Annotated in this window: 22 protein-coding genes and 2 tRNA genes; 14 read left to right on the forward strand and 10 right to left on the reverse strand. The window is 66.6% G+C overall.

Features of this window, described 5'->3' with window-relative positions; translation table 11 throughout:
• Positions 1-89 precede the first annotated feature (89 nt).
• Together speD and ABQ039_RS02345 are read left to right on the forward strand one after the other, a co-directional pair.
• The gene (gene speD, locus ABQ039_RS02340; protein WP_005990692.1) at positions 90-884 is read left to right on the forward strand and encodes an adenosylmethionine decarboxylase; all 795 of its coding nucleotides are present in this window, start codon (positions 90-92) and stop codon (positions 882-884) included.
• A gap of 164 nt (positions 885-1,048) precedes the next feature.
• On the forward strand, positions 1,049-1,363 hold the full coding sequence (locus tag ABQ039_RS02345; RefSeq protein ID WP_003483069.1) for a multidrug efflux SMR transporter: 315 nt from the start codon (positions 1,049-1,051) through the stop codon (positions 1,361-1,363).
• 252 nt (positions 1,364-1,615) lie between these two features.
• Here the strand turns inward: ABQ039_RS02345 and coq7 are convergent, their stop codons facing one another.
• Complete coding sequence (gene coq7 / locus ABQ039_RS02350; protein ID WP_102250951.1) at positions 1,616-2,269, reverse strand: 2-polyprenyl-3-methyl-6-methoxy-1,4-benzoquinone monooxygenase; 654 nt, start codon at positions 2,267-2,269, stop codon at positions 1,616-1,618.
• 181 nt (positions 2,270-2,450) lie between these two features.
• On the opposite strand from coq7, the gene rplM reads away from it, so the two are divergent.
• Both rplM and rpsI read left to right on the forward strand, forming a co-directional pair.
• Positions 2,451-2,879 carry a 50S ribosomal protein L13 gene (gene rplM / locus ABQ039_RS02355; RefSeq protein WP_003483082.1) on the forward strand — a complete coding sequence of 143 codons (429 nt, stop codon included), beginning with the start codon at positions 2,451-2,453 and terminating at the stop codon, positions 2,877-2,879.
• Between the two features lie 2 nt (positions 2,880-2,881).
• On the forward strand, positions 2,882-3,274 hold the full coding sequence (rpsI, locus tag ABQ039_RS02360; RefSeq protein WP_016902423.1) for a 30S ribosomal protein S9: 393 nt from the start codon (positions 2,882-2,884) through the stop codon (positions 3,272-3,274).
• 403 nt (positions 3,275-3,677) lie between these two features.
• Here the strand turns inward: rpsI and ABQ039_RS02365 are convergent.
• Both ABQ039_RS02365 and ABQ039_RS02370 read right to left on the reverse strand, forming a co-directional pair.
• A tRNA-Gln gene (locus ABQ039_RS02365) sits at positions 3,678-3,752 on the reverse strand.
• Positions 3,753-3,804: 52 nt separating this feature from the next.
• Positions 3,805-3,881: transfer RNA gene (locus tag ABQ039_RS02370), tRNA-Met, on the reverse strand.
• A 118-nt stretch (positions 3,882-3,999) separates the two neighbouring features.
• Here ABQ039_RS02370 and ABQ039_RS02375 point away from each other — a divergent pair.
• From ABQ039_RS02375 to bfr, 3 genes are all read left to right on the forward strand, one after another.
• Positions 4,000-4,617 carry an RNA pyrophosphohydrolase gene (locus ABQ039_RS02375; protein ID WP_024938192.1) on the forward strand — a complete coding sequence of 206 codons (618 nt, stop codon included), beginning with the start codon at positions 4,000-4,002 and terminating at the stop codon, positions 4,615-4,617.
• A gap of 80 nt (positions 4,618-4,697) precedes the next feature.
• Positions 4,698-4,907, forward strand: coding sequence for a bacterioferritin-associated ferredoxin (locus ABQ039_RS02380; protein WP_024938191.1), 210 nt, complete (start codon positions 4,698-4,700; stop codon positions 4,905-4,907).
• A 340-nt stretch (positions 4,908-5,247) separates the two neighbouring features.
• Positions 5,248-5,718, forward strand: coding sequence for a bacterioferritin (gene bfr / locus ABQ039_RS02385; RefSeq protein WP_005990707.1), 471 nt, complete (start codon positions 5,248-5,250; stop codon positions 5,716-5,718).
• Positions 5,719-6,050: 332 nt separating this feature from the next.
• Here the strand turns inward: bfr and ABQ039_RS02390 are convergent, their stop codons facing one another.
• Genes ABQ039_RS02390 through ABQ039_RS02400 form a run of 3 tightly spaced genes read right to left on the reverse strand, consistent with a single transcriptional unit; the run spans position 6,051 to position 10,978 of the window.
• On the reverse strand, positions 6,051-8,315 hold the full coding sequence (locus ABQ039_RS02390) for an ATP-binding protein (protein WP_349778217.1): 2,265 nt from the start codon (positions 8,313-8,315) through the stop codon (positions 6,051-6,053).
• A 39-nt stretch (positions 8,316-8,354) separates the two neighbouring features.
• On the reverse strand, positions 8,355-10,313 hold the full coding sequence (locus tag ABQ039_RS02395; protein WP_349778103.1) for an EAL domain-containing protein: 1,959 nt from the start codon (positions 10,311-10,313) through the stop codon (positions 8,355-8,357).
• A 38-nt stretch (positions 10,314-10,351) separates the two neighbouring features.
• Complete coding sequence (locus ABQ039_RS02400; RefSeq protein ID WP_024938188.1) at positions 10,352-10,978, reverse strand: DUF4126 domain-containing protein; 627 nt, start codon at positions 10,976-10,978, stop codon at positions 10,352-10,354.
• Between the two features lie 143 nt (positions 10,979-11,121).
• Here ABQ039_RS02400 and ABQ039_RS02405 point away from each other — a divergent pair, with 143 nt between their 5' ends.
• The 6 genes from ABQ039_RS02405 (at position 11,122) to ABQ039_RS02430 (ending at position 16,868) form a co-directional block, all read left to right on the forward strand.
• A complete protein-coding gene (locus ABQ039_RS02405) occupies positions 11,122-11,859 on the forward strand; it encodes a DUF6776 family protein (protein WP_126965261.1) in 738 nt (245 codons plus the stop codon).
• A 3-nt stretch (positions 11,860-11,862) separates the two neighbouring features.
• Positions 11,863-12,312, forward strand: a complete 450-nt coding sequence (locus ABQ039_RS02410; protein WP_016902416.1) for a polymer-forming cytoskeletal protein — start codon at positions 11,863-11,865, stop codon at positions 12,310-12,312.
• Positions 12,313-12,394: 82 nt separating this feature from the next.
• The gene (erpA, locus tag ABQ039_RS02415) at positions 12,395-12,781 is read left to right on the forward strand and encodes an iron-sulfur cluster insertion protein ErpA (protein ID WP_024938186.1); all 387 of its coding nucleotides are present in this window, start codon (positions 12,395-12,397) and stop codon (positions 12,779-12,781) included.
• A 646-nt stretch (positions 12,782-13,427) separates the two neighbouring features.
• Entirely contained in the window at positions 13,428-14,690 is a 1,263-nt protein-coding gene (locus ABQ039_RS02420) for a lipase family protein (RefSeq protein WP_349778104.1), read from the forward strand.
• A 314-nt stretch (positions 14,691-15,004) separates the two neighbouring features.
• Positions 15,005-15,895 (forward strand): NAD(+) diphosphatase, encoded by an 891-nt coding sequence (gene nudC / locus ABQ039_RS02425; RefSeq protein WP_039531650.1) that lies wholly within the window; start codon positions 15,005-15,007, stop codon positions 15,893-15,895.
• 79 nt (positions 15,896-15,974) lie between these two features.
• A complete protein-coding gene (locus tag ABQ039_RS02430) occupies positions 15,975-16,868 on the forward strand; it encodes a cobalamin biosynthesis protein (RefSeq protein ID WP_349778105.1) in 894 nt (297 codons plus the stop codon).
• A gap of 41 nt (positions 16,869-16,909) precedes the next feature.
• Here the strand turns inward: ABQ039_RS02430 and ABQ039_RS02435 are convergent, their stop codons facing one another.
• The 4 genes from ABQ039_RS02435 to ABQ039_RS02450 all read right to left on the reverse strand — a co-directional run bounded on the left by ABQ039_RS02435 (position 16,910) and on the right by ABQ039_RS02450 (position 20,798).
• Positions 16,910-17,320: a DUF2752 domain-containing protein gene (locus ABQ039_RS02435; RefSeq protein ID WP_024938182.1), complete on the reverse strand. Its 411-nt coding sequence runs from the start codon at positions 17,318-17,320 to the stop codon at positions 16,910-16,912.
• The gene (locus ABQ039_RS02440; RefSeq protein ID WP_016902410.1) at positions 17,320-17,664 is read right to left on the reverse strand and encodes a CD225/dispanin family protein; all 345 of its coding nucleotides are present in this window, start codon (positions 17,662-17,664) and stop codon (positions 17,320-17,322) included. Before ABQ039_RS02440 ends, ABQ039_RS02435 begins: the two co-directional genes overlap by 1 nt.
• Before the next feature lie 241 nt (positions 17,665-17,905).
• Positions 17,906-19,828: an MFS transporter gene (locus tag ABQ039_RS02445; RefSeq protein WP_349778106.1), complete on the reverse strand. Its 1,923-nt coding sequence runs from the start codon at positions 19,826-19,828 to the stop codon at positions 17,906-17,908.
• A 67-nt stretch (positions 19,829-19,895) separates the two neighbouring features.
• Complete coding sequence (locus ABQ039_RS02450) at positions 19,896-20,798, reverse strand: LysR family transcriptional regulator (protein WP_349778107.1); 903 nt, start codon at positions 20,796-20,798, stop codon at positions 19,896-19,898.
• Positions 20,799-20,895: 97 nt separating this feature from the next.
• Here ABQ039_RS02450 and ABQ039_RS02455 point away from each other — a divergent pair, with 97 nt between their 5' ends.
• Positions 20,896-22,086, forward strand: coding sequence for an MFS transporter (locus ABQ039_RS02455; protein ID WP_016904528.1), 1,191 nt, complete (start codon positions 20,896-20,898; stop codon positions 22,084-22,086).
• Positions 22,087-22,164: the final 78 nt, after the last annotated feature.

Consider the following 22,164-nt stretch of genomic DNA (forward strand, 5'->3'; position numbering starts at 1 on the left):
GGTAAACCATTCTTAACGTCGGCATTTCGTTGCTGGGATCTTTGGCTCATAATTGTTTCCTTTCCCGCCTTCCATAAGGACAGACCGACGTGGTCAAGCCGTTGCCTCGCCTGAGGCTACAGGGGTTCAACAACCTCACCAAGGCGTTGAGCTTCAACATCTACGACGTCTGTTACGCGCGTACCGAAGAGGAGCGTCAGCGCTACATCGAATATATCGATGAGCAGTACGACGCCGATCGTCTGACGCAGATCCTGACCGATGTTGCCGAGATCATTGGCGCCAACATCCTCAATATCGCACGTCAGGACTACGATCCGCAGGGCGCATCGGTCACGATCCTGATCTCGGAAGAGCCCGTCATCGACAAGAAGCAGGCCGGCAAGGAGCTGATCTCCGATGCCGTGGTCGCTCATATGGACAAAAGTCATATCACTGTCCATACATACCCCGAGACGCATCCGCAGGAAGGCATTGCCACGTTCCGCGCCGATATCGACGTCGCCACGTGCGGCGTGATCTCGCCGTTGAAGGCGCTGAACTACCTGATCGAGAGCCTGGAATCGGACATCGTGATCATGGACTACCGCGTCCGTGGCTTCACCCGCGATGTTAAGGGCAAGAAGCACTACATCGACCACAAGATCAACTCGATCCAGCACTTCCTCGCCAAAAACGTGAAGTCGCGCTACGAGATGTTTGACGTGAACGTCTATCAGGAAAACATCTTCCATACCAAGATGCACCTGAAAGACTTCGACCTGGACCAGTACCTGTTCGAGGAGCGCGCCAAGAACCTCTCGTTCAAGGAGCGCATGAAGATCGAAACGCTGCTCAAGCGCGAGATCGAAGAACTGTTCCACGGGCGCAACCTGAGCGAGTAAGCGCAGCGAGCGAGCTGTTGCGCGACCTGCCTGCAGGCGCGCGAAAGAATCAAGGCGGGACGGCCCGCCACGCGATGACCTCGCGTTCCACAGCCGACGGCGGCCCAGTGTGCAAACACTGGGCCGCTTTTTTTTTGTGCGTTTTTCAAGTGAGGAGTGATGCGATGCCCTGGATCTATCTGCTGCTGGCCGGCCTGTTCGAAATCGGTTTTGCCATGGGCCTGAAGTACAGCGACGGCTTCACCCGCCTGTGGCCGACCGTGCTGACGATCGGTCTGGCGGGCATCAGCCTGTGGTTCCTGACCCAGGCACTGAAGACCATTCCGGTCGGCACCGGTTACGCGATCTGGACTGGGATCGGCGCGCTGGGCGTGACCATCGCCGGCATCGCGCTGTTCGGCGACAGCGCGTCGTGGTCGCGTCTGGCCTGCATCGGCCTGATCGTGGCCGGGGTGATCGGGCTGAAGCTGGTGGGGTAGTCGTGGTCAGCCCTGCGTGGTCAGCCCCACTGCGTGGGCCTGACCCCCCAAGGTTTGCGTAGCAAACCTTGGGCCCCACTTCGTAGCAGCCTATCCCCCCGCCTTCGGCGCGCCCCCTTAACAGAAGGGGGCTCTGCTTCAGTGGGGTTTTGCGAGATGTGGGGCATGGTTTGCTGGGCGCCGCCAGCCGCCAGCCGCCAGCCGCCAGCCGCCAGCCGCCAATCCCCAATCCCCAATCCCCAATCCCCCCGGCTACAGCCGGTACGCCACCGCTTTCATCAGCTTGGAGGCCAGGGCCATGGCGCTGGGGATCGGGGGCGGGAGGATGCGCGCGCCGGCCTGTTCGGCCTGGTCGGCGTGGCGGGCTTCGTCGATCTTCATCACGCGCAGGATCGCGCGGCTGCGCTGGTCGCCCTCGGGGAGGGTTTCCAGGTGTTCATCCAGATGGGCCTCGACCTGGCGCTCGGTTTCGACCACGAAGCCCAGGCTCCAGTCGTCGCCGCGCAATCCGGCCAGGGCGCCGAGCGCGTAGCTGCCGGCGTACCAGAGCGGGTTGAACAGGCTGGGGCGGCTGTCCAGCTCGTGCAGGCGGTCGGCGCACCAGGCCAGATGGTCGGTTTCTTCCTGCGCCGCCTCCAGCAGATGATGCTGGGTGTGGGCATCGCGGGCGACCGCGGCCTGGCCGAAATACAGGCCTTGCGCGCAGACTTCGCCGACGTGGTTGATCCGCATCAAGCCGGCGGCGTGGCGACGCTGGTCCGGTTCCAGTGCGACGTCGGGGGTGTCGGCGGCCGGGTTGGGCCGCTCGGCGGGCGGATTGCCGAATACCGTGTCCAGCGCGCGCTGGGCTTCGACCAGCAGCCGGTCGAGCGGGCCATGCAGTCGGAAAGAGGAGATCTGGGTCATGCGCCGATTCTGGCCCCGGACCGAGCCGCTGCCAACCGCCGGCGCTCCGGCCGGCCGGCGACTTGCGTGGCCTTGTATCGTCCCGTACAATCCCGCCTCTTCTGTTTCGCCTTCACAACGCGTGGCAAAGTTCCAGCGGTCATTGCCGCTGCAATCCGCCCGACCACTCAAGAGTTTTCTCATGACTACGTTCACCGCCAAGTCCGAGACCGTCCAGCGCGACTGGTATCTCGTTGACGCCGCCGGCAAGACGCTCGGCCGTCTGTCCACCGAACTGGCCCGCCGCCTGCGCGGCAAGCACAAGCCGGTTTATACCCCGCACGTCGATACCGGCGATTACCTCGTGGTGATCAATGCCGAAAAGATCGTGGTCACGGGCAACAAGCTGAAAGACAAGAAGTATCACCGCTTCACCGGCTACATCGGTAACCTCAAGACCGAGAGCCTGGAGCAGGCGCTGCAGCGCCACCCGGAGCGCGTGATCGAAATCGCCGTCAAGGGCATGCTGCCGAAGGGCCCCCTGGGCCGCACCATGTACCGCAAGCTCAAGGTCTATTCGGGTGCCGAGCATCCGCACGCCGCCCAGCAGCCGCAAGTTCTGGATATCTAATCATGGCTATCACGCAAAACTACGGCACTGGCCGCCGCAAGTCCTCCACCGCTCGCGTGTTCCTGCGCAAGGGTACCGGCAACATCACCGTCAACGACCGTCCGCTGGACGAGTTCTTTGGCCGTGAGACTGCACGCATGATCGTGCGTCAGCCGCTGGAACTCACCAAGAACACCGAAAGCTTCGACATCCTGGTCACCGCCTCCGGCGGCGGCACCACCGGCCAGGCCGGTGCGATCCGTCTGGGCATCGCCCGTGCGCTGGTCGAGTACGACGAAACCCTGAAGTCCGAGCTGCGCAAGGCCGGCTTCATGACCCGTGACGCCCGTGAAGTCGAGCGTAAGAAGGTCGGCCTGCACAAGGCTCGTCGCGCGACCCAGTTCTCCAAGCGCTGATCCATTGCGTTTGTTGCGTCCCGGTTCGCCGGGGCGCCTGCTTCAAAAGCCCGGCGATGCCGGGCTTTTGTCGTTTTTGGGGCCTGCGCAGTGGGCGCCTGCAGTCGGTGGCCTGCTATGTCGAGGCAGATTTTTCCTTGCCCAGGTCTGGTGACTTTCGCAAACGCTGGCTGGTCATCTCGTGTGTACCGGCCGCTGGCGGCATGGGTTGATGCCGCGGTGGCCGGGCTCTGTGCCTGACTGTTGATGCCTGTCTGACCCGGGATCCATTTTCGACCAGGGCGGGTGCCGCCTTCGGTGATCGCTGTTCGGCCTTGGGGCGGGAATGCCTGCTGCACGAATGCCGGCAAGCGGTAATCGGGCAACAAAAAAGGCCCGATCGTCAGATCGGACCTTTCGTGTTTGGCTGCCCCGGATGGATTCGAACCACCGAATGCCTGAGTCAGAGTCAGGTGCCTTACCGCTTGGCGACGGGGCAATAAAACGTGTTGAACCAAGAGTATTGCATGCCCAGGTGGGCCTGAAAACCTTGGTGGCTATGGGTGGACTCGAACCACCGACCCCAGCATTATGAGTGCTGTGCTCTAACCGGCTGAGCTACATAGCCTAGGGAGCCGGTAATTCTTACCAAGCGCCCGCGTGTTGTCAAGCATTTCGTTTTCAGCTTGTGAGCCGGCCGTCGCCGTGGCAGAGTCGGTGACAGTAGATTTTCAGGAGTCCGCATCGTGATCGATCCGGACGGTTTCCGGCCAAACGTCGGCATCGTGCTGATGCGAGAGGATGGTCAGGTGTTCTGGGCACGACGTGTGCGCAGGGACGGCTGGCAGTTCCCGCAAGGTGGCATGAATACCGATGAGACACCCGTAGAAGCCATGTACCGCGAGTTGCGCGAAGAAACCGGGTTGTTGCCCGAGCATGTCGAATTGCTCGGTGCCACCCCCGGATGGCTGCGCTATCGCCTGCCGAGCCGGGCAGTGCGGCGCAATGAGCGTCAGGTCTGCATCGGCCAGAAGCAGGTCTGGTTCCTGCTGCAGTTCACCGGCCACGAATCCCATCTCAAGCTCGACCACACCGACACGCCGGAGTTCGACCACTGGCGCTGGGTGGATTTCTGGTATCCGGTCGAGCATGTGGTGATGTTCAAGCGTGGGGTCTATGCGCGCGCGCTGCGTCATCTGGCTCCGCTGGCGCAGACCATCGCGGGCTCTGCGGCGGTCGGGGTGATGCCCGAGCGCGCGCTGGAGGCCTGGTTGCCGGGCAGCAGCGCGGCCGGGCACGACAGTCCGCGCAAGCGTCCACGCAAGCGGGGCGGGCCTCGTGCGGTACGGATTAATAATGATTAACGTTTGGAATTGACACCTATTCTCGTTTGCGGTGCAATCAGCGCCGGTCCTCTCCGGATCGCCAGCACCCGACCGATACCGTGTACGTCTGCATCTGTAATGGGGTCACCGACCACCAGATCCGCGAAGCGGCCGAGAATGGCTGCGCCAGCCTGGCCGAGCTGACCATGCGCACCGGCTGTGGTTCGAACTGTGGGTCGTGCCTGGAAATGGCGGGCGACGTGCTGAGCCAGGCCCATGCGAGCCGTGCGCTGCCGTTGCCCATGCTGGGGCTTGCCAGCGCTGCCTGAGCGCCTTCCGCTGTGCTCGCGCACTGTCGGTAACGGACTGCCGCGAGCAGGTTGCCGGTCTGGCTCGCTCTACCGTCGTTCTGTCGCGCCGCCAAGGCGCGATCGATAGGTCGCCTTCCTGGCTGACCATCATGCGGTCAGGTCGTAACCCTGCGGTTGCCGTTCGATCGACAGCGCGCGATCGTTCGGCGAATGATCGATACGCACGTTACGTGCAACAGGCCATCTGCCGGCCACCTGCGGGCGGGCAGGCGTCGCGCAACTGATCACGATTCGCGTTCCTTCATGCGCTGCGGCAACGCGCTACAGTGCGGCCGGCTCACTGTCTCGGAGACATCGCATGAAGGGCGATACCAAGGTCATCGAGTACCTCAACAAGGTGCTCTACAACGAACTCACTGCGATCAACCAGTACTTTCTGCACGCCAAGATGCTGAAGAACTGGGGCCTGAAAGAACTGGCCGAGCATGAGTACAAGGAATCCATCGACGAGATGAAGCATGCGGACAAGCTGTCCGACCGCATCCTGTTTCTCGAAGGACTTCCGAATTTCCAGGCGCTGGGCAAGCTGCGCATCGGCGAGAACCCCACCGAGATGTTCCGCTGCGATCTGGCGCTGGAGCGTGAGGCGGTCGCTGTGCTGCGCGAGGCCGTCGCCTATGCGGAGACCGTCAACGACTACGTCAGCCGCCAGCTGCTGGTGGACATCCTGGAATCGGAAGAAGAGCACATCGACTGGCTGGAAACGCAGCTGGATCTGGTGGCGCGCATCGGCGAGCCGAATTACCTGCTGACCAAGCTGGACGACTGAGGGCGCTCAGCGCGGTGCTGGTCGGCGTTGTGTCGGGACCAGCGCAATAGGGTGAGTCAGTAGGCGCTTGCACTGCTGGGGAGCATGCAGGCGCTGCATGGGTGTCGTGCTGTCGCTGTGGCTGGCCGCATTTGGATGCGCGCGCACCTCAACCCCCAGCCACCTCTCTCCGCGGGCCCGCGTCTGCGACGCGGGCGCTCCAGGGTACGCACGCCAGTGGCACGCAAACCTGCCTTCTCGCCGCGGCGGGAGCAGGGCGGAATTTTTCTTCGCGGGATGTCTTCGACTGTGTTGCCTGGCGGTTGTTGTCGTCGGCTGCAGGCTTGCGCGGTTCAGCCGACTGTGCGGGCCTTGGCCTGCAGGCGGGCGACCTGGCCGAGCAGCGCCAGACGGGCGCGTGCGTATTCGGCAATGACCAGCGCCACCATCACCGAGGGGCGTTCGATGGTGCCGGTGCGCGCGGCCAGTTCGATCCGGCGCGCGGCATTGGCCAGCGCCTGGGCGCCGACATTGGCGCTTGAGGATTTGAGCGTATGCGCCAGATCGCGCAGCTGCATGCTGTCGCGGTTGGTGGCTGCGGTTTCCAGGCGCTCGATGATGCCGGGTGCGTCTTCCAGGAACAGCTGCAGGATGGTGATGGTGTCCGCGCCCGCCACCTCGTACAGCTCATCGATCACGCTGTTGTCCAGGATCGGCAGGGCGCGCGCCTGCGCGGCGCTGACGCTTTCGGGATCGCCCGCTGCCTGGCTGCCGATGGCCGGGCCAGGCAGCAGCGGTTGGCGCGGCAGCCAGCGCTGCAGGCAGGCGTCGAGCTGCTCGCGGGCAACCGGTTTGGACAGATAATCGTCCATGCCGGCGGCCAGGCAGCGTTCGCGATCGCCGGCCATGGCGTTGGCGGTCATCGCCACGATCGGGATCGGGCGGCCGCCGCTCTCGGTTTCCATCGCGCGCCAGCGGCGGGTGGCGGCATAGCCGTCCAGCACCGGCATCTGGCAATCCATGAAGACCATGTCGTAGCGGGTGGACTCCATGCTGCTCAGCGCGGCTTCGCCATCGGTGGCGGTATCGGCGTCGAAGCCGAGCACGGCCAGCAGTTTCTGCGCGACCAGCAGGTTCACCGGGTTGTCTTCCACCAGCAGGATGCGCACGTCGCGCGCGTTGGCCAGCGCCGGCGCCATCGGCTCGGGAATCATCGCCGCGGCCAGCGTGGCCGCGTGGGCCGGCCTCGGCTCGGGCGGCAGCACCAGCGAGCGCAGGGTCTCGTCCGGGCTCTGGCGCGGCACCAGGGTGGCATTGTCCTGCAGCTCGGACGGCACCGGCTCGTCGCCGTACAGCCAGATCAGGCGTGCGCCGCTGAGGTCGTCCGGGCGCGCGAGTGCGCGATGCACGGCGCGCGCGCTGTAGCGCAGCGTGTCGTGGTCGGCGATGACGCAGCGGAAGCCTTCGCTGTCGCTGTGGCGACGCACCCGCTCCAGCGCTTCCTGGGTGGTTTCCATCAGCACGTGCGATACGCCCCAGCTGTCCAGCAGGCGCTTGAGGCGCTGCAACAGGCGGGTGTCGGAGCTGATCACCATCACCCGCGCGGCATCGGCGCCGGCGTTCTGCTGCAGGTCGCCGATGACCTTGAGCAGCGGGATTTCGAACCAGAACGTGGCGCCGCGCCCGGGCTCGGACTCCACGCCGATGCGGCCGCCCATCAGGTCGATGATGCGCTTGCAGATCGCCAGTCCCAGGCCGGTGCCGCCGTACAGGCGCGTGGTGGAGGCGTCGGCCTGGGCGAAGGAGCGGAACAGGCGTGCCTGCTGATCCGGGGCGATGCCGATGCCGGTGTCGCGCACCTGGAAGCGCAGCAGATGCTGGGCGCGGGTTTCGCCCAGGCGACGCAGCTGGATGTCGACGCTGCCGCGCTCGGTGAACTTGATCGCATTGCCGATCAGGTTGCCCAGCACCTGGCGCAGGCGGATCGGGTCGCCGCGCACCAGCAGGCGCACCGACGGTTCGATATCCAGCCCCACGCGCAGCTGCTTGCCTTCGGCGGTGCGCTGCAGCAGCTGCACGACGCCGTCGAGCAGCTCGCGCAGGTTGAAGGTGGTGATCTCCAGTTCGAGCTTGTTGGCCTCGAGTTTGGAGTAGTCGAGGATGTCGTCGACGATGCGCAGCAGTTGCAGCGAGCTGCCGGTGGCGGTCTGCAGCATGTCGCGCTGGTCCAGGCTGAGCTGGCCGCTGGAGATCAGTTCCAGCATCGGAATGATGCCGTTGAGCGGGGTGCGGATTTCGTGGCTCATGGTGGCCAGGAATTCGCCCTTGGCCAGCGTGGCGGCCTCGGCGGCCTGCTTGGCGCGCAACAGTTCCTGTTCGAGCGCGCCGTGACGCTGCAGTTCCTGCTGTAGGCGCTCACGCGCGAGGTCGGCTTCTTCCAGGCGTTGCAACAGGGCGTGCTGTGTGCGCGCGCTGCGGTAGCCGGCAACGGCAGCGCCCAGGCCGAATACCACTGCCAGTGCTGCAGAGAGCGCCGTCACTGCGCGCCACGGCCCGTCGATGGCCGACCACTGCAGGCCGGCACCCAGCGCAGCGACCAGCGCGGTCAGCGTGGCCAGGCTGCTCCAGGCGCGGAGGCCTCCTGCCCGCGCTGTCACTCAGAGCACCGCGTTCGTGAAGTCGAAGTCCAGTTCCTTGCCGACCGTCTGCACCAGGTTGCCCTGGATGAAGTCCACGCCGCTCATCCACATCGCCGCAGCCGCCTGCGGATCTTCGATGCGTTGGCCGATGATCAGCAGGCCGCGCTGATGGGCGATATTGATCACGCTGCGCAGTTCGTCGCGGACTGCCGTGTTGCCGTGGGCATCGGCGAAGCGGTTGGCCATGCGCACGAAGCTCAGCGGCAACTGGCCCAGCAGCGCGTTGGCCTCGTCGCCGGGCTCGAACTGGCTCAGGCAGAACTGCACGCCGGCCGGCATCAATTTGGCGCAGAACTGCTGCACGGTGACCGCGTGGATCAGGGCATCGTCCAGGCGCAGGTCGACGATCAACGATTGCCCGGCCACGCCGCGCTCGACCAGCGCCTTGAGCAGCCAGTCGGCAAAGGCATCGCGCGCCAGCGTGCGCGGCGACTGCGACACGAACAGCCGCAGCGGCGGGTGGGCGTGCTGGTATAGATGCAGCAGGCCGAGCGCGTGATCCATGACCTGCTGGTCGAGATCGGCGATGCGTCCGGCCGCTTCGGCGGCGGGAATCACCTGGCCGGCCGACAGCAGCGTGCCGTCGGCCTGGCGTAGCCGCAGCAGCACCTGGTATTGCGCGGTGTCGCCGCCGGCCACCGCCACGATCGGTTGATAGGCCAGTTCGAGCTGGCCTTCGACCAGGCGCAGTTGCTCCTGTTGTTCGGCCTGGCTGGGGGCCAGATAGGCCTGCACGCCGTCGCTGCGCAGGCGTGCCTGCAGCGCGGTGCGCTCGACCGCTTCCAGCGCGCTGCCGGTGTCGTCGAAGCCCAGGCCCAGCGGTGCCACGCCGATGGCGCAGCGCACGTGCACCGATTCCTCCTCGCGCACCGGGAAGGCATGCGCCGACAGCCGCTGGCGGATCTCCAGCGCATGCTGTTCCAGGCTGGATTCGGGCATGTCCACGCCCAGCAACAGGAAGCTGTTGTCGTTCAAGCGCGCCAGCGGATACGGGTGCGCGGCACTGGCCAGGCGATGCCCGGCCTGGGTCATCAGGCGCTCGTAGGCGGCATAGCCGTAGCGTTCACGCAGGCCGAGCGCGCTGGCGATTTCGATGAAGAACAGCCCGCCGGCCTGCTTGCGCGCCAGCGCATCGGCGAGCAGTTCCATCACATGGCCGCGCGTCGGCAGGCCGGTTTCCGGATTGCTGCGCACGCTGACCGGTTCGCCGGCCTGCTGCAGCGCCTGTTGGCGGGCGCGGCGGATGCGGTTGGACACCGCGGCGATCAGGTGGCGTGGGCGGATCGGCTTGGTCAGAAAATCGTCGGCGCCGCTGTCGAGCACTTCGAACTGACGCTCCGGATCGGGGTCGCCGGTCAGGAACACGATCGGCAGCAACTGCTGGCCCGGCTGCTGGCGGATCAGGGTGGTCAGGCGGATGCCGTCCAGCTCGGGCATGTGCAGGTCCATCAGGATCAGATCCGGGTGGTAGTCCTGGATCGCCTGCGGCACGCTGGCGGCGGTCATTTCCACCTGTGCATGCATGCCGGCGCCGTGCAGCACGCTCTGCGCAAACAGCGCCTGCGAGCGGTCGTCCTCGACGATCAGCACGCGGTACGGCGCGTCGGCGGCGGCGTTGTCATCGCCCTCGCGCGGGGTTGAGGCGGTCGTTGGCGTCGGCGCCGCGGCCGTCGCGTGCGCGCTGCTGCCTTGTGCAGCGGACTGCGCTGGCGCCATCGGCACGATCGGTGCAGGTGCGGCAGCGAGCGCCGGTGCCGGAATGATGGCCGCGCTCACCGGCTCGGCAACGGTGGCCGCCGCCGCGGCCTCGTCGGCCCAGCGGCGCCAATAGTCGGCCGGCGGCGTTTCGGCGCGCAATGGACGATTGCGCGTGGCGGTGTCGTCACGGGTGAAAGGAACCGGATCTCGGGCGGCCATCGATACTCCCTGCAGTCGCGATGATTATGCGATGAACTTCACGATAGCGGGGAGCGACGTGCAGCCGGCGTGGTGGTGGAACGCATCGGCGCGACCAGCCGGCGCATGCCCCGCCACAGCAGGCGCCACACCCACCACACCACCAGCGTGGCCAGCACGCTGGAACCCACGGCAACACTGAGTGCCAGCCACGGGTGCGCCAGTGCCAGCGCCAGCGCGGTGGTGGTGATGGTGTCTTCGGCCAGCGAGGCGACCCAGTTGCTGGCCGGTTCCGGCGAGGTATTGAGCAAGGCGCGGGTACCGGCCTTGAGGGTATGGCTGGTCAGCGCCACGCCCGCGCCGGCGGCCAGCACGCCGGTGCTCAGATCACCGTCCGGCGACAGCGTAGCCGCGGCCAGGAAGGCGCCGGCCGGCACGCGTGCCAGCGTCTGCAGCAGATCCCAGCCCGAATCCACGCCGGGAATCTTGTCGGCGAAGAATTCGGCCACCGCCAGTGCACCGGAGGTGCCCAGCACCCACCACGATTGCGCCGGGTGCAGGGCGGGTGGCAGCTCGATCCAGCCGAGCAGGCCGGCCAGGCCGACACCGAACACGGTGAGATAGACACGGATGCCGGCCAGCCAGGCCAGCAGGATGCCGATCACGAACAGATGGGCTTCGCTCATGGCGTCGTCGATCCCTGCAAACAATTGCAGAACTATCGCAGAACTTTGGGATAACCGCCGGTCCAGCGCCAGCACGACGGTCAGTGGCGCTCTGGCACACTACGCCGCCCATGACTGCGCCGGCCCGTCCGGACCCGATGCCCATGCGACCAGCCGCACGCGTTCAGATCGTCCAACGTGACTCCGGCGGTGGCCGTCCCCGCGGCCGCTGGTTATGGCTGGTGATTGCGCTGGTATGGCTGGCGTCGCTGGGCGTGACGTGGTGGATGGCCAGCCGCACTGCCGCGCCGCGTCTGGTCCAGGCCGAGGCGGCGCTGCAGCAGGCGCAGCGCAACCAGGCCCAGCAGCGTCGGCAGATCGCGCAGCTGCAGCAGCGCCAGGTCAACCTGGCGATGTCCGACAAGATCAGCCGCGCCGCCAATACCGAGGTGCAGGCCTCGCTGGCCGAGCGCGACGAGCAGATCGCCGCACTGCGCGCGGATGTGGCGTTCTACGAGCGCCTGGTGGGCTCCACCGCGCAGCGCAAGGGGCTGAACGCGCACTCGGTACAATTCACCGCCGAGGCCGGCGGCACCTGGAACTACAGCGTGGTGCTGACCCAGAACCTCAACCGCGGCGCGATCAGCCAGGGCCAGCTGCGCTTTGCGGTGGAAGGCGTGCGTGCCGGCAAGCTGGTCACGGTGAGCTGGAACGAGCTGCACCAGAAGCCGGATGCGGCCGGGCAGCCGTACTCGTTCCGCTATTTCCAGCAATTGGACGGCAGCGTGATCCTGCCGAAGGATTTCACTCCGCAACGTGTCAAAATCTCCCTGAGCGGCGATGGGGCGCCGGTCAATCAGACATTCGACTGGAAAGTCGCCGGGAATGGCGCGGGGGAGTAGCTGATGTTCGGAAACAAATCCAACCGTGGTGCGCAGACCGTGGTCGACACCTTGATCGGGCCGCAGGTGGTCATCCGCGGCGACCTGATGTTCAGCGGCGGGCTATATGTGGAAGGCCGCATTCTGGGCAAGGTGATTGCCGAAGACGGCGCCAGCGCCACCTTGACGGTGGCCGAGCAGGGCAGCATCGAGGGCGAGGTGCGCGCGCCGGTGGTGATCATCAATGGCCAGCTGACCGGCGACGTGCATGCCGCCGAGCGGGTCGAACTGGCCGCCAACGCGCGGGTGCAGGGCAATGTGCATTACCAGGTGGTGGAGATGAGCGCCGGTGCGCAGCTCACCGGCCGCCTGATCCATGCCGCCACCGCCGGCGCGACCGCCGCGTTGCCGGCACCGGAGGCCGGCCGCGCCGAGCCGGTCAAGGCCTTGCAGGCCGAGACTGCCGACGCCTGAGGGTGTGGCCTGCAGCTGAAGCGGGCGCCAGATTTGGCAAGCAGCGCTTGAAGTGGGGCCGCCTGGCCCCCATGCTGACGCCATGAGCACGCTCGTTTCGCTTCCCACCGCCGCCCCGGCCCCGGACTATCAGTCCATCGACCGGCCGCTGAACTTTTCCGTGGCCGCCGCCAGCAAGGTGCGCGAGCTGATTCAGGAAGAAGGCAACGCCGAGCTGGCGTTGCGTGTCTACATCCAGGGTGGCGGCTGTTCCGGCTTCCAGTACGGCTTCGAGTTCGACGAGAACCGCGCCGAGGACGACCTGGCCGTGGCTACCGACGGGGTGACGCTGCTGGTGGACCCGCTGAGCCTGCAGTATCTGATGGGCGCCGAAGTGGACTACACCGAAAGCCTGACCGGGGCGCAGTTCGTGATTCGCAATCCGAACGCCAAGACCACCTGTGGGTGCGGTAGCAGCTTCAGCGTCTGAATCGACGCGGTTGCTGGTGCTTGGTTGTTCGTGTGTGATGTTGCGGTCGAGTCGCGGGCAATCTGCTGCCTGCGACGTTTTCAGGTTTGACATGGTGCAGTAATAGCGGCAGCCGCGTGAGCGTGTCGATACGGCCTCACGCTGTGCGCCGCTTGCGCGCGCTGTATGACTCTTGGTGCGACGCGTGTTGCGGGTCAACGACACCGCATCCGGGCGGATTTTCAAACGCCGATCTATGTGATCCATGCACTGCGCAGATGCTCGCCGATGCACTGGCGAAGCGCCACGCGCTATCGATGTACATGTCCAACGCACAGTGAACATTTGCCTGCTGCGGGGTTCGCCATGCGCGCGCAAGCTTCGTGCGCGCGAGCTGGGCCGCGTGCGGCGATGGCGATACTGCACGCATGCCCAGCGCTGGTGCCAGCACATGCCGATTTGGATTCATGCATCGCGTCTTGCCTTGCGTGACGCGTGCTGGCGGTCGCCACTGCGCTGACCGAGCGTACCGCGCACCGCGCCGATCCCACCCCATGGCGCAGTCACCGCGCCGCCCAGCCCGCGGACGTTGATCGCGCAACGGATCTCGATCCTTCGACACGCCAGTCCCCTGCCCATTGCAGTCATCCACGAGAGACGCCTCACCATGTTGCAGATCAGATCCCGATCGACGCTGGGCCTGCTGGCCATGCTTGGTATCGCCAGCGCAGTGCTTGCACCCAGCGCGCAGGCATCGCCCGCACGCGGCAGCTTGCTCAGCAGCAACTTCCTGACCAGCTACACCCGTGATGCGATTGCCGCGTTGCTCACCTCCGAGCCGCAGGCCGAACAGCCCAGATGCAACGTGCGCGTGGCCGAGTTCACCTATGCCACCGTCGGTGTCGATGGCGAGCCGGCCACTGCGTCGGGCGTGGTGCTGATTCCAGGCGGCGAGCGTTGCAGCGGGCCGCATCCGTTGCTGGGCTGGGGGCGGTCGACAGCGACGATCCGCAACGAGGAGCAGGCCAAGGACATCCGTGACGCCAAGGGCGACGACCCGCTGGTCACACGTCTGGCCAGTCAGGGCTATGTGGTGGTCAGCAGCGATTATCTGGGGCTCGGTCAATCCAGCTACGGCTTCCATCCCTACCTGCATAGCGCGACCGAGGCCAGTGCGACGATCGATGCCCTGCGCGCGGCACGCAGCGTGCTGCAGCGCTTGAAGACGCCGTTATCCGGCAAGGTCATGCTGTCGGGGTATTCGCAAGGCGGCCATGCCGCACTGGCAACCCAGCGGGAAATCGAAGCGCATCTGTCCAGGGAGTTTCATCTGGTTGCCAGCGCGCCGATCTCCGGGCCCTACGCGCTGGAGCAGACCTTCGTGGACAGCTGGAGCGGGAGCAACGCGGTCGGCGAAAGCAGCTTCGGCATCATCCTGGGCAGCTACGCGATCGTCGCGATGCAGCACACGTATCGCAATATCTATCTGGCGGCCGGGCAGGTGTTTCAGGATCCGTGGGCGGCCCGGGTCGAGGCGCTGTTCCCCGGCAAGCTGGGCCTGACCGATCTGGTTCTGGGCGATACGCTGCCCGGGATCGACCAGCTCAAGGCGTACTTCCAGCCCGGGTTCTATCGCGATTTTGCCAGCAACCCCGGCAATCCGTTCCGCAAGGATCTGGCACGCAACGACCTGCTGGACTGGGCGCCGCAGACGCCGACGCTGCTATGCGGTTCGTCCAACGACGCCACCATCCCGCTGAAGAATGCGGTGACCGCGATTGCGGCTTTCAAGCATCGCGGCAGCACCCAGGCAGCATTGGTCGATATCGGCAGTGGCGACCCCAACGACAACTCGGCGTTCGTGCATCTGACCACCAACGAACCGTGCATCGTCGCCGTACGGCATCAGCTGCTGGACAAGCAGCGCTGAGGCCGGGATGGGGTGTCGCTGACAGCGCTGGATGATCAGCGCGTCCAGGATCGGCGCTGGACGCCTCGCCCTGCGATGGAGCCTTGTCGCTGTCACCGGCGACAGGGCTGAAGATGCCGGGATTCGGACCCGGCTGGCTGCAGCACATGTCGATCGCACGTGGCCTGCTCTGCGATGTGGCGCGCAATGTGACGCGCTCATGACCGCCCGGCGGGCGCCAGGTGGTGTCGACGTCTGAACGCGCGCCGCCGGGCGGGCCTGCATCTGTGGTGCGCTGCTTGCGGGCGATGCCGATTATCGGCAGGCTTGCGCCGATGTCAGAGTCTTCTTTTTCAACCTCCGGTTTTGCCTTCACTCATGCGCCGCTGGATCGTGGCGATCTGTTGCGTGACGATCCCGCTGCGCTGGCGCGTCTGTGGCCGCAAGGCCGCGTGCTGCTGCTCGATGCCAAGGGCACTGCGCTGGCCGATGCGGATGGCCAGCCGCTGCTGATGGACGGTGCCGCGCTTGGCGACGGGCCGGACGGGGCGATCTTTCTTGGGCTGCGCGATGACGTCGGTTGGTTCTGCCTGCCATCCGATGTGCTCGGTGTGGAAGCGCCGCAGCGCATCGACCTGCGCCAGGCCGCCGCCGACTGGCCGGCAGACATTTCTACCGCGTTCGCTTACGCGCGCGCGATGCTGCACTGGCAGTCGCGCACGCGCTTCTGCGGCGTCTGCGGCGGGGCGATCGCGTTCCGCCGGGCCGGCTTCATCGCCCATTGCACGCAATGTCAGACCGAGCATTACCCACGCGTGGACCCGGCGATCATCGTGGCGGTCAGCGATGGCGCGCGCTTGCTGTTGGGGCGGCAGGCAAGCTGGGCGCCGGGGCGTTATTCGGTGATTGCCGGCTTTGTCGAACCCGGCGAGTCGCTGGAGCAGACCGTGGCGCGCGAGGTGTTCGAGGAAACCCGCGTGCAGGTGCAGGACTGCCGCTATCTGGGCGCGCAACCGTGGCCGTTCCCGGGTGCGCTGATGCTGGGCTTCACCGCGCGCGCTGCGGCAAGCGAGGTGCCGCAGGTCACCGGTGAACTGGAAGACGCGCGCTGGGTCAGCCATGCCGAGGTCACCGCGGCATTGGCCGGCGAAGGCCAGATCGGGCTGCCGCCGCGCATTTCCATCGCGCGGGCGCTGATCGAGCATTGGCATCGCGCGCATGGCTGAGCCGGGGCGGGCGCTGCAGCGCAGGCGGATCGGGTGCGCCTGCATCGGCTCGGCTAGACTCGGCTGAGGAGGCCCACCCATGTTCACCACCCTGGTTGCTGTCGTCGTCGCACTTGCGTTGGGCCACCTGGCGCCTGCCCAGGTAGCGCGGCTGCGGCGTTTCGAATGGTTCGGCCAGTGGCTGCGCCGGCTGGACAGCCATGCCGCCGGGCGCGGTGCGTGGCAGGGGCGCTATGGCGTGGTGCTGGCGCTGTTGCCGGCCTTGCTGGTGGTCGTGCTGCTGCAATGGCTGCTGGGCGATGTCTGGCGCGGGTTCTGGGCCTTGCTGTTCGGCGTGGCGGTGCTGGCCTGGACCTGGGGGCCGCGCGATCTGGACCGCGATGTGGAAGCGGTGATCGATGCCGACGAACCGGGCGCGCGCCGCGATGCGATCGCGCAGCTGCAGGCCGCCGGCGGCAGCGTGCACGAGGATGCGCCGTCGCTGGTGGAAGCGGTGGTGGTCAATGGATTGCGGCGTTGGTTTGCGGTGCTGTGGTGGTTTTTGCTGCTGGGGCCGTTCGGCGCGGTGCTGTATCGGCTGACGGCGCTGGCGGTGGAAAGTCCGCTCTCGGTGCTGCTGCCGCCGCGCAACCTAGCCGGCGCGCGCTGGCTGCTGGCCGCGCTGGAATGGCCGGTGGCGCAGTTGATCACCGTGTCGATGGCGCTGGTGGGCAATTTCGACACGGTGTTCCGTGCCTGGCGGCAGGCGCATGGCAACCGCTGGTCGCTGGAGCCGCATTTTCTCGGTGCGGTGGCGCGTGCCAGCGTCAGCGCCGAGCTGCGCGAGGAAGCCCACGACTACACCGATTCGGGCCTGGTGCCGGTCTGGCGCCGGCTGCCGGAGGTGCGCGATGCGATGAGCCTGGTCTGGCGCGTGCTGCTGCTGTGGATGGTGGTGCTGGCGTTGCTGGTGATTGCCGGCTGGGTGCGGTAGGCGCGCAGCCTGATTTCGATCGCGCGGCTGTTCGCGACCTGCTAACCCGGTGCCAGCAAGGTAAACGGGTACCAAGGCAAATTCCTGGCAATCCAATACATCGGCAATGCCCACAACCAGAACTTCGGTTCGGACATCACTGCCACCACCGGTGCGAACCAGCGCGCGCGCCAGCCGGCTTTCCAGGCAATCAGGCCGGGCAGGGTGAACAGGCCGAGCACGGCGGCCGGGTTCATGGCGAAGGCGCCGGGCAGATCGAAGTGCACCAGCGCATACAGCGCGCGGGTCATGCCGCAACCGGGGCAGTAGCAGCCGGTCACGGCACGGAACACGCAGGGCGGGAACGGGCTGTTGCTCGCGTTCGGATCGAAGCGATACAGCAGCGACACGCCGAAGGCGGCCACGCTGGTGGCCGCCCCGAGTCCAAGCCAGTGGCGTGGACGCAGTTCCATTACTGCATGTGCTGCAACTGCTGCATGTAGTCCATGTAGCCCTGCATGCCGCCGGTGGCGACCATGCCGATGTTGATCAGCAGGCCGATGACGGCCAGCACGCTGGTCACGATGCACCAGGTCTTGGCGGTGTTGGAGGCACGCCGTGCGCCGTCGATGTCGCCCTGGTTGAGCAGGCCGTTGACCTTGCTGGAGAACACGATCGCCACGATGCCGGTGATCAGGGCCGGGCAGCACAGGCAGAAGCCGAGTACGGTGGAGACGATCGCCCAGATCAGGTGATTGGGAATCGGGCCCGGTGCGGCGCTGGGCGAGGGGTGGATCGGCGGTGGGATGGCACTCATGGTGAAGCTCCTTGGGTGGTAAACAACAGCGAGATGTTGCAGCGCGTGGGGAAGGCAGCGATGGGCCGCGCAGGCAGCGTCCACCGATCACGGCGAACGCGTCTGACACGGTGATGTGGCGTACGACGACTTCCCCCGGTCCTTCTTGTCGCGCCCGCTAGGCGAGCGCGGCGGCAATGCGTGCAATGGCGCACAGGCTACTCGCGGCGCGCGGCGGACGCAAAGCCCGCGCTGGCCGCAGTCACGGTTGATCCTGGCGCAGTGCACGGACCTGCTGTTCGAGCAGCGCGGCGGTCGCCGCGTCGCCGGGAACCGCTGGGCCGGCGGCCACTTCGATATGCGCGCGGATCCGGCGCGGCACGCGCATGCGGCCCAGGCGGGTGTCGCGGCGGCTCCACATGCTCGACCACATGCCACGCAGCGCCATCGGAATCACCGGCACCTGGCGGCGTTGCAGGATCTTTTCCACGCCCGACTTGAACGGCGCGATCTCGCCATCCCGGGTCAATGCGCCTTCGGGGAAGATGCACACCAGCTCGCCGTCGGCCAGCGCCGCATCGATACGGTCGAAGGCCTGCTGCATCAGCGCGGGGTCTTCGCGCGCGCCGGCGATCGGGATCGCCTTGGCGGTGCGGAAGATCCAGCGCATCACCGGAATGCGGAAGATCTTGTAGTACATGACAAAGCGCACCGGGCGCGGAATCACCGCCGACAGGATCAGCGCGTCCATGTAGCTGACGTGGTTGCAGACCAGCAACGCGGCGCCTTCGTCGGGCACGTGGCGGTCGATGTCGCGCGTGCGTAGCCGGTACAGTACGCTCACCAGCACCCAGCTGAGAAAGCGCATCAGGAACTCGGGCACCAGGGTGAAGATCCACAGCGCCACCAGCGTATTGGCCAGCGCCAGGGCCAGGAATACCTGCGGAATGCTCAGGCCCGGCAGCGGAATGCGCACGCCGAACAGCACCAGCTGCGGCAGCTGCAGCGCGATGCCGATGATGGCGGCGGTGACGATGAACAACGAATTCTGGATATTGAGCCCGGCGATCACGCGCGAGAGTTCGGCCTTGGGCGTGCGGCTCTGGATCAGCGCAAACAAGGGCACCACGAACAAGCCGGTGAACAGGCCGATGCCGACCAGGTCCACGATCAGGCGCACGCTGCCGGCCTGCTGCACGAACTGGCCGATCGACAGATCGGTGGCCGGTGCAACACCGGGACGCGCGAAGTACAGGTCCAGCAGAAATGCGCTGATGCCGAACGCGCCCAGCGGCACCAGGCCGATTTCCACGGTGCGTCCGGACAGCCGCTCGCACAGCAGCGAGCCGACACCGGTGCCGATCGAAAACAGCGCCAGCGCGAACACGTACAGATCCTGCTGCCCGCCAAGATTGACCTGTGCGTAGGTGGGCAGCTGCGCGGTCAGCACGGTGCCGACGAACCAGAACCACGACACCCCGAGCACGGCGTTGCGCACCGCCGGCGTGCGCCGGGTCAGGCGCATGATGGCGCGCGATTCGGGGATGGGGTTCCAGTTGATCTTCAGCTCGGGCACGCCGGCATCGACCTTGGGCACCAGCCGCGCGACCAGGTTGCCGGTGACGGCAATCGCGATCACTGCGGTGGCCGCGGCGACCGGCCCGTGGCTGCCGGCGATCTGGAAGATCAGCCCGCCGAAGATCATGCCGCACAGGATCGAGATCGAGGTGCCCATCTCGACCAGGCCGTTGCCGCCGGTGAGTTCCTCCGGTTTCAGCACCGAGGGCAGGATCGAATATTTCACCGGCCCGAACAGCGTGGACTGCAGTCCGGTGCAGAACAGCGCGACCAGCAGGATCACCATGTTTTCGGTGACAAACCCCACCGCCGCCAGCGACATGATCGCAATCTCCATCGTGGTGGTGATCACGATGAGTTTCTGCTTTTCCAGCTTTTCGGCGATCTGCCCGGCCAGCGCGGAGAACAGGAAGTACGGCAGGATGAACAGTGCCGGCGCCAGATTGGTGTACAGCGTGCGCTGCGCCGCATCGATGCCCAGGTAGAACAACAGGCCGATGATGGCCTGCCGATAGACGTTGTCGTTGAACGCGCCCAACGCCTGCACGGCGAAGAACGGCAAGAAGCGGCGCTGCCTGAGCAGGGCGAACTGACTGTGACCGGACATGCAGTTTCCTTTGCGAACGCGCGCAGCCTAGCAGGCTTCCACGGCGCGCTGGTGCATGCCGATGGGCTCAGCGCGGCGCGCGTGCCGATGACGCACGTCGCGCGGCCTGGGCGCGCAGCAACGCCATAAAGGCCCGTGCGGCCGGGGTGGGATCGGGCCGCCACACCGCATAGGTCAGAAAGCCGAAGCGCTCCTTCAGAGCAACCGTCACCACCCCGCGCATGGCCGTGGCCATGGTCTGCGGCACGATGCCCACGCCCAGGTCGGCGGCGACCAGTTCGCGCATCAGATCGGCATGGGTGACCTCGTATTGCTGGCGCTGCCGCAGGCCGGCCTGCGCGAAGGCCGCATCGACGATGCCGCGCACGCCGGCGCCGGCGATCAGCCCGGCCATCGGTTCGTCGTCCAGCTCGGCCAGCGCCACCCGCTTGCGCGTGGCGAAGCGATGGGTGGGCGCCACGATCAAGGCCAGGGCTTCTTCGTGCAGCAGCAGCCGCTGTTCCGGCACCGCGACATGCGGGCCGACGCCGACCAGGGCCACATCCAGCCGGCCTTCGCCCAGGTCGTGCAGCAGGGCCTCGCTCATGGCGGTGCGCAGGTGCACGTCCACCCGCGCATGCGCGCTGCGAAAGGCGCGCAGCAGCGTCGGCAGCTGCACGGTGGTGAGCGAGGAGATCTGCCCCAGCGTGAGCCGGCCGCGCACCGTGCCCAGGGCCTGGGCCATTTCCTCGTGCAGGCGTTCGGCCGCGCGCAAGGTGGCGCGGGCGTTGTGCAGAAACACCTCGCCGGCCGCGGTGGGCCGCACCTGGCGGGTGCCGCGCTCGAACAGGCGCGCACCGAGGGATTCCTCGATCTTGGCGACCTGGTGGCTGAGCGCCGATTGCACGGTGTTGCACCGGCGTGCGGCGGCGGTGAAGCCGCCTTCCTCGGCCACGGCCACGGCGAACTCCAGCTGGCGCAGGGTCAGCATGCGATCTCCAAACGCGATGGACACGGTGAAAACAATACATTGGAAAGATGCCGCGTCGCTGCCCACACTGCGCCCATTCCTACAGCAGGCACCTGCCATGACCGTCGAACCGATTGCCCACCCGCCATTGCCGCGCCGACTGGTGCTGCTGATGGCCGCCGCCACCGGGCTGGCGGTGGCAAGCAACTACTACGCCCAGCCCTTGCTGGAGACGCTGGCGCAGGCGTTCGGGATCCAGGTGCGCAGTGCCGGGGCGGTGGTGACCGCTGCGCAGCTGGCCTACGCGGCGGGGCTGCTGTTGCTGGTGCCGCTGGGCGACCGGCTGGAGCGGCGCGGGCTGATCGTCGGCCTGTTCGTGCTCAGTGCGCTGGGGCTGCTGGTAAGCGCCGCCTCGCATAGCTTCGGCATGTTGCTGGCCGGCACGATCGTCACCGGTGCCAGTTCGGTGGCGGCGCAGATCCTGGTGCCGTTTGCCGCGACCCTGGCCGCCCCGCACGAGCGCGGGCGGGTGATCGGCACGGTGATGAGCGGCCTGTTGCTGGGCATCCTGCTGGCGCGCACCGCGGCCGGGGTGCTGGCCGGCGTTGGCGGCTGGCATACGGTGTACTGGATCGCCTCCGGCCTGTTGCTGGTCACCGCCTGGCTGCTGTGGCGCGGGCTGCCGCGGCACCCGGGCAATGCGCAGCTGTCGTATCCGCAGCTGGTGGGTTCGGTGCTGACGCTGCTGCGCGACGATGCGGTGTTGCGCTCGCGTGCGGTGCTGGGCGGGCTGATCTTTGCCGGCTTCAGCATGTTCTGGACCACGCTGGCGTTCCTGTTGTCCGGGCCTGCGTATGGCTATGGCACGGCGGTGATCGGGCTGTTCGGCCTGATCGGTGCGGCCGGCGCGCTGGCGGCCAACCGTTCCGGTCACTGGTCCGATCACGGCCATGGCGACCGCGTCAGCTGGGGCGGGCTGGTGATGCTGCTGCTGTCGTGGGGATTGCTGGCGTTCGCGCCGCAGTCGATCGCGCTGTTGATCGTCGGCGTGCTGCTGCTGGATATCGCGGTGCAAGGCGTGCACATCGCCAACCAGAGCGTGATCTACCAGCGTAATCCGAACGCGCGCAATCGCATCACCTCGGCCTACATCACCTGCTACTTCATCGGCGGTGCGGTGGGTTCCACGCTGGGCACGGCGGCATATGCGCAGGCCGGCTGGAACGGTGTGGTGATCGGTGGGGCGGTGCTGGCGGTGGCGGCACTGGGCTGGGTGGGACTGAGCGTGGCGCGCAAGCACTGGAAGTAGGTGCGGCTGCCGGAACGGCGCCGCGGCTACCGGATCAAGTGGCCTGCGCGCGCATCGCGGTGCGTCGGCATCGCCGCC

Origin of the sequence: Xanthomonas sp. WHRI 6108 (genome assembly GCF_040202385.2) — a bacterium.
In the GTDB taxonomy this organism is placed as follows: Bacteria; Pseudomonadota; Gammaproteobacteria; order Xanthomonadales; family Xanthomonadaceae; genus Xanthomonas; species Xanthomonas arboricola.

Excerpts from the sequence above, each read along its gene's own strand:
- ABQ039_RS02395 (WP_349778103.1), bottom strand. The coding sequence starts at position 10,313 with ATGGCCGCCCGAGATCCGGTTCCTTTCACCCGTGACGACACCGCCACG.
- ABQ039_RS02410 (WP_016902416.1), top strand. The coding sequence starts at position 11,863 with ATGTTCGGAAACAAATCCAACCGTGGTGCGCAGACCGTGGTCGACACC.
- rpsI (WP_016902423.1), top strand. The coding sequence starts at position 2,882 with ATGGCTATCACGCAAAACTACGGCACTGGCCGCCGCAAGTCCTCCACC.
- erpA (WP_024938186.1), top strand. The coding sequence starts at position 12,395 with ATGAGCACGCTCGTTTCGCTTCCCACCGCCGCCCCGGCCCCGGACTAT.
- ABQ039_RS02345 (WP_003483069.1), top strand. The coding sequence starts at position 1,049 with ATGCCCTGGATCTATCTGCTGCTGGCCGGCCTGTTCGAAATCGGTTTT.
- ABQ039_RS02445 (WP_349778106.1), bottom strand. The coding sequence starts at position 19,828 with ATGTCCGGTCACAGTCAGTTCGCCCTGCTCAGGCAGCGCCGCTTCTTG.
- bfr (WP_005990707.1), top strand. The coding sequence starts at position 5,248 with ATGAAGGGCGATACCAAGGTCATCGAGTACCTCAACAAGGTGCTCTAC.
- ABQ039_RS02435 (WP_024938182.1), bottom strand. The coding sequence starts at position 17,320 with ATGGAACTGCGTCCACGCCACTGGCTTGGACTCGGGGCGGCCACCAGC.
- ABQ039_RS02405 (WP_126965261.1), top strand. The coding sequence starts at position 11,122 with ATGCGACCAGCCGCACGCGTTCAGATCGTCCAACGTGACTCCGGCGGT.
- ABQ039_RS02400 (WP_024938188.1), bottom strand. The coding sequence starts at position 10,978 with ATGAGCGAAGCCCATCTGTTCGTGATCGGCATCCTGCTGGCCTGGCTG.
- nudC (WP_039531650.1), top strand. The coding sequence starts at position 15,005 with ATGTCAGAGTCTTCTTTTTCAACCTCCGGTTTTGCCTTCACTCATGCG.
- coq7 (WP_102250951.1), bottom strand. The coding sequence starts at position 2,269 with ATGACCCAGATCTCCTCTTTCCGACTGCATGGCCCGCTCGACCGGCTG.
- ABQ039_RS02455 (WP_016904528.1), top strand. The coding sequence starts at position 20,896 with ATGACCGTCGAACCGATTGCCCACCCGCCATTGCCGCGCCGACTGGTG.
- ABQ039_RS02440 (WP_016902410.1), bottom strand. The coding sequence starts at position 17,664 with ATGAGTGCCATCCCACCGCCGATCCACCCCTCGCCCAGCGCCGCACCG.
- ABQ039_RS02430 (WP_349778105.1), top strand. The coding sequence starts at position 15,975 with ATGTTCACCACCCTGGTTGCTGTCGTCGTCGCACTTGCGTTGGGCCAC.
- ABQ039_RS02420 (WP_349778104.1), top strand. The coding sequence starts at position 13,428 with ATGTTGCAGATCAGATCCCGATCGACGCTGGGCCTGCTGGCCATGCTT.
- ABQ039_RS02450 (WP_349778107.1), bottom strand. The coding sequence starts at position 20,798 with ATGCTGACCCTGCGCCAGCTGGAGTTCGCCGTGGCCGTGGCCGAGGAA.
- rplM (WP_003483082.1), top strand. The coding sequence starts at position 2,451 with ATGACTACGTTCACCGCCAAGTCCGAGACCGTCCAGCGCGACTGGTAT.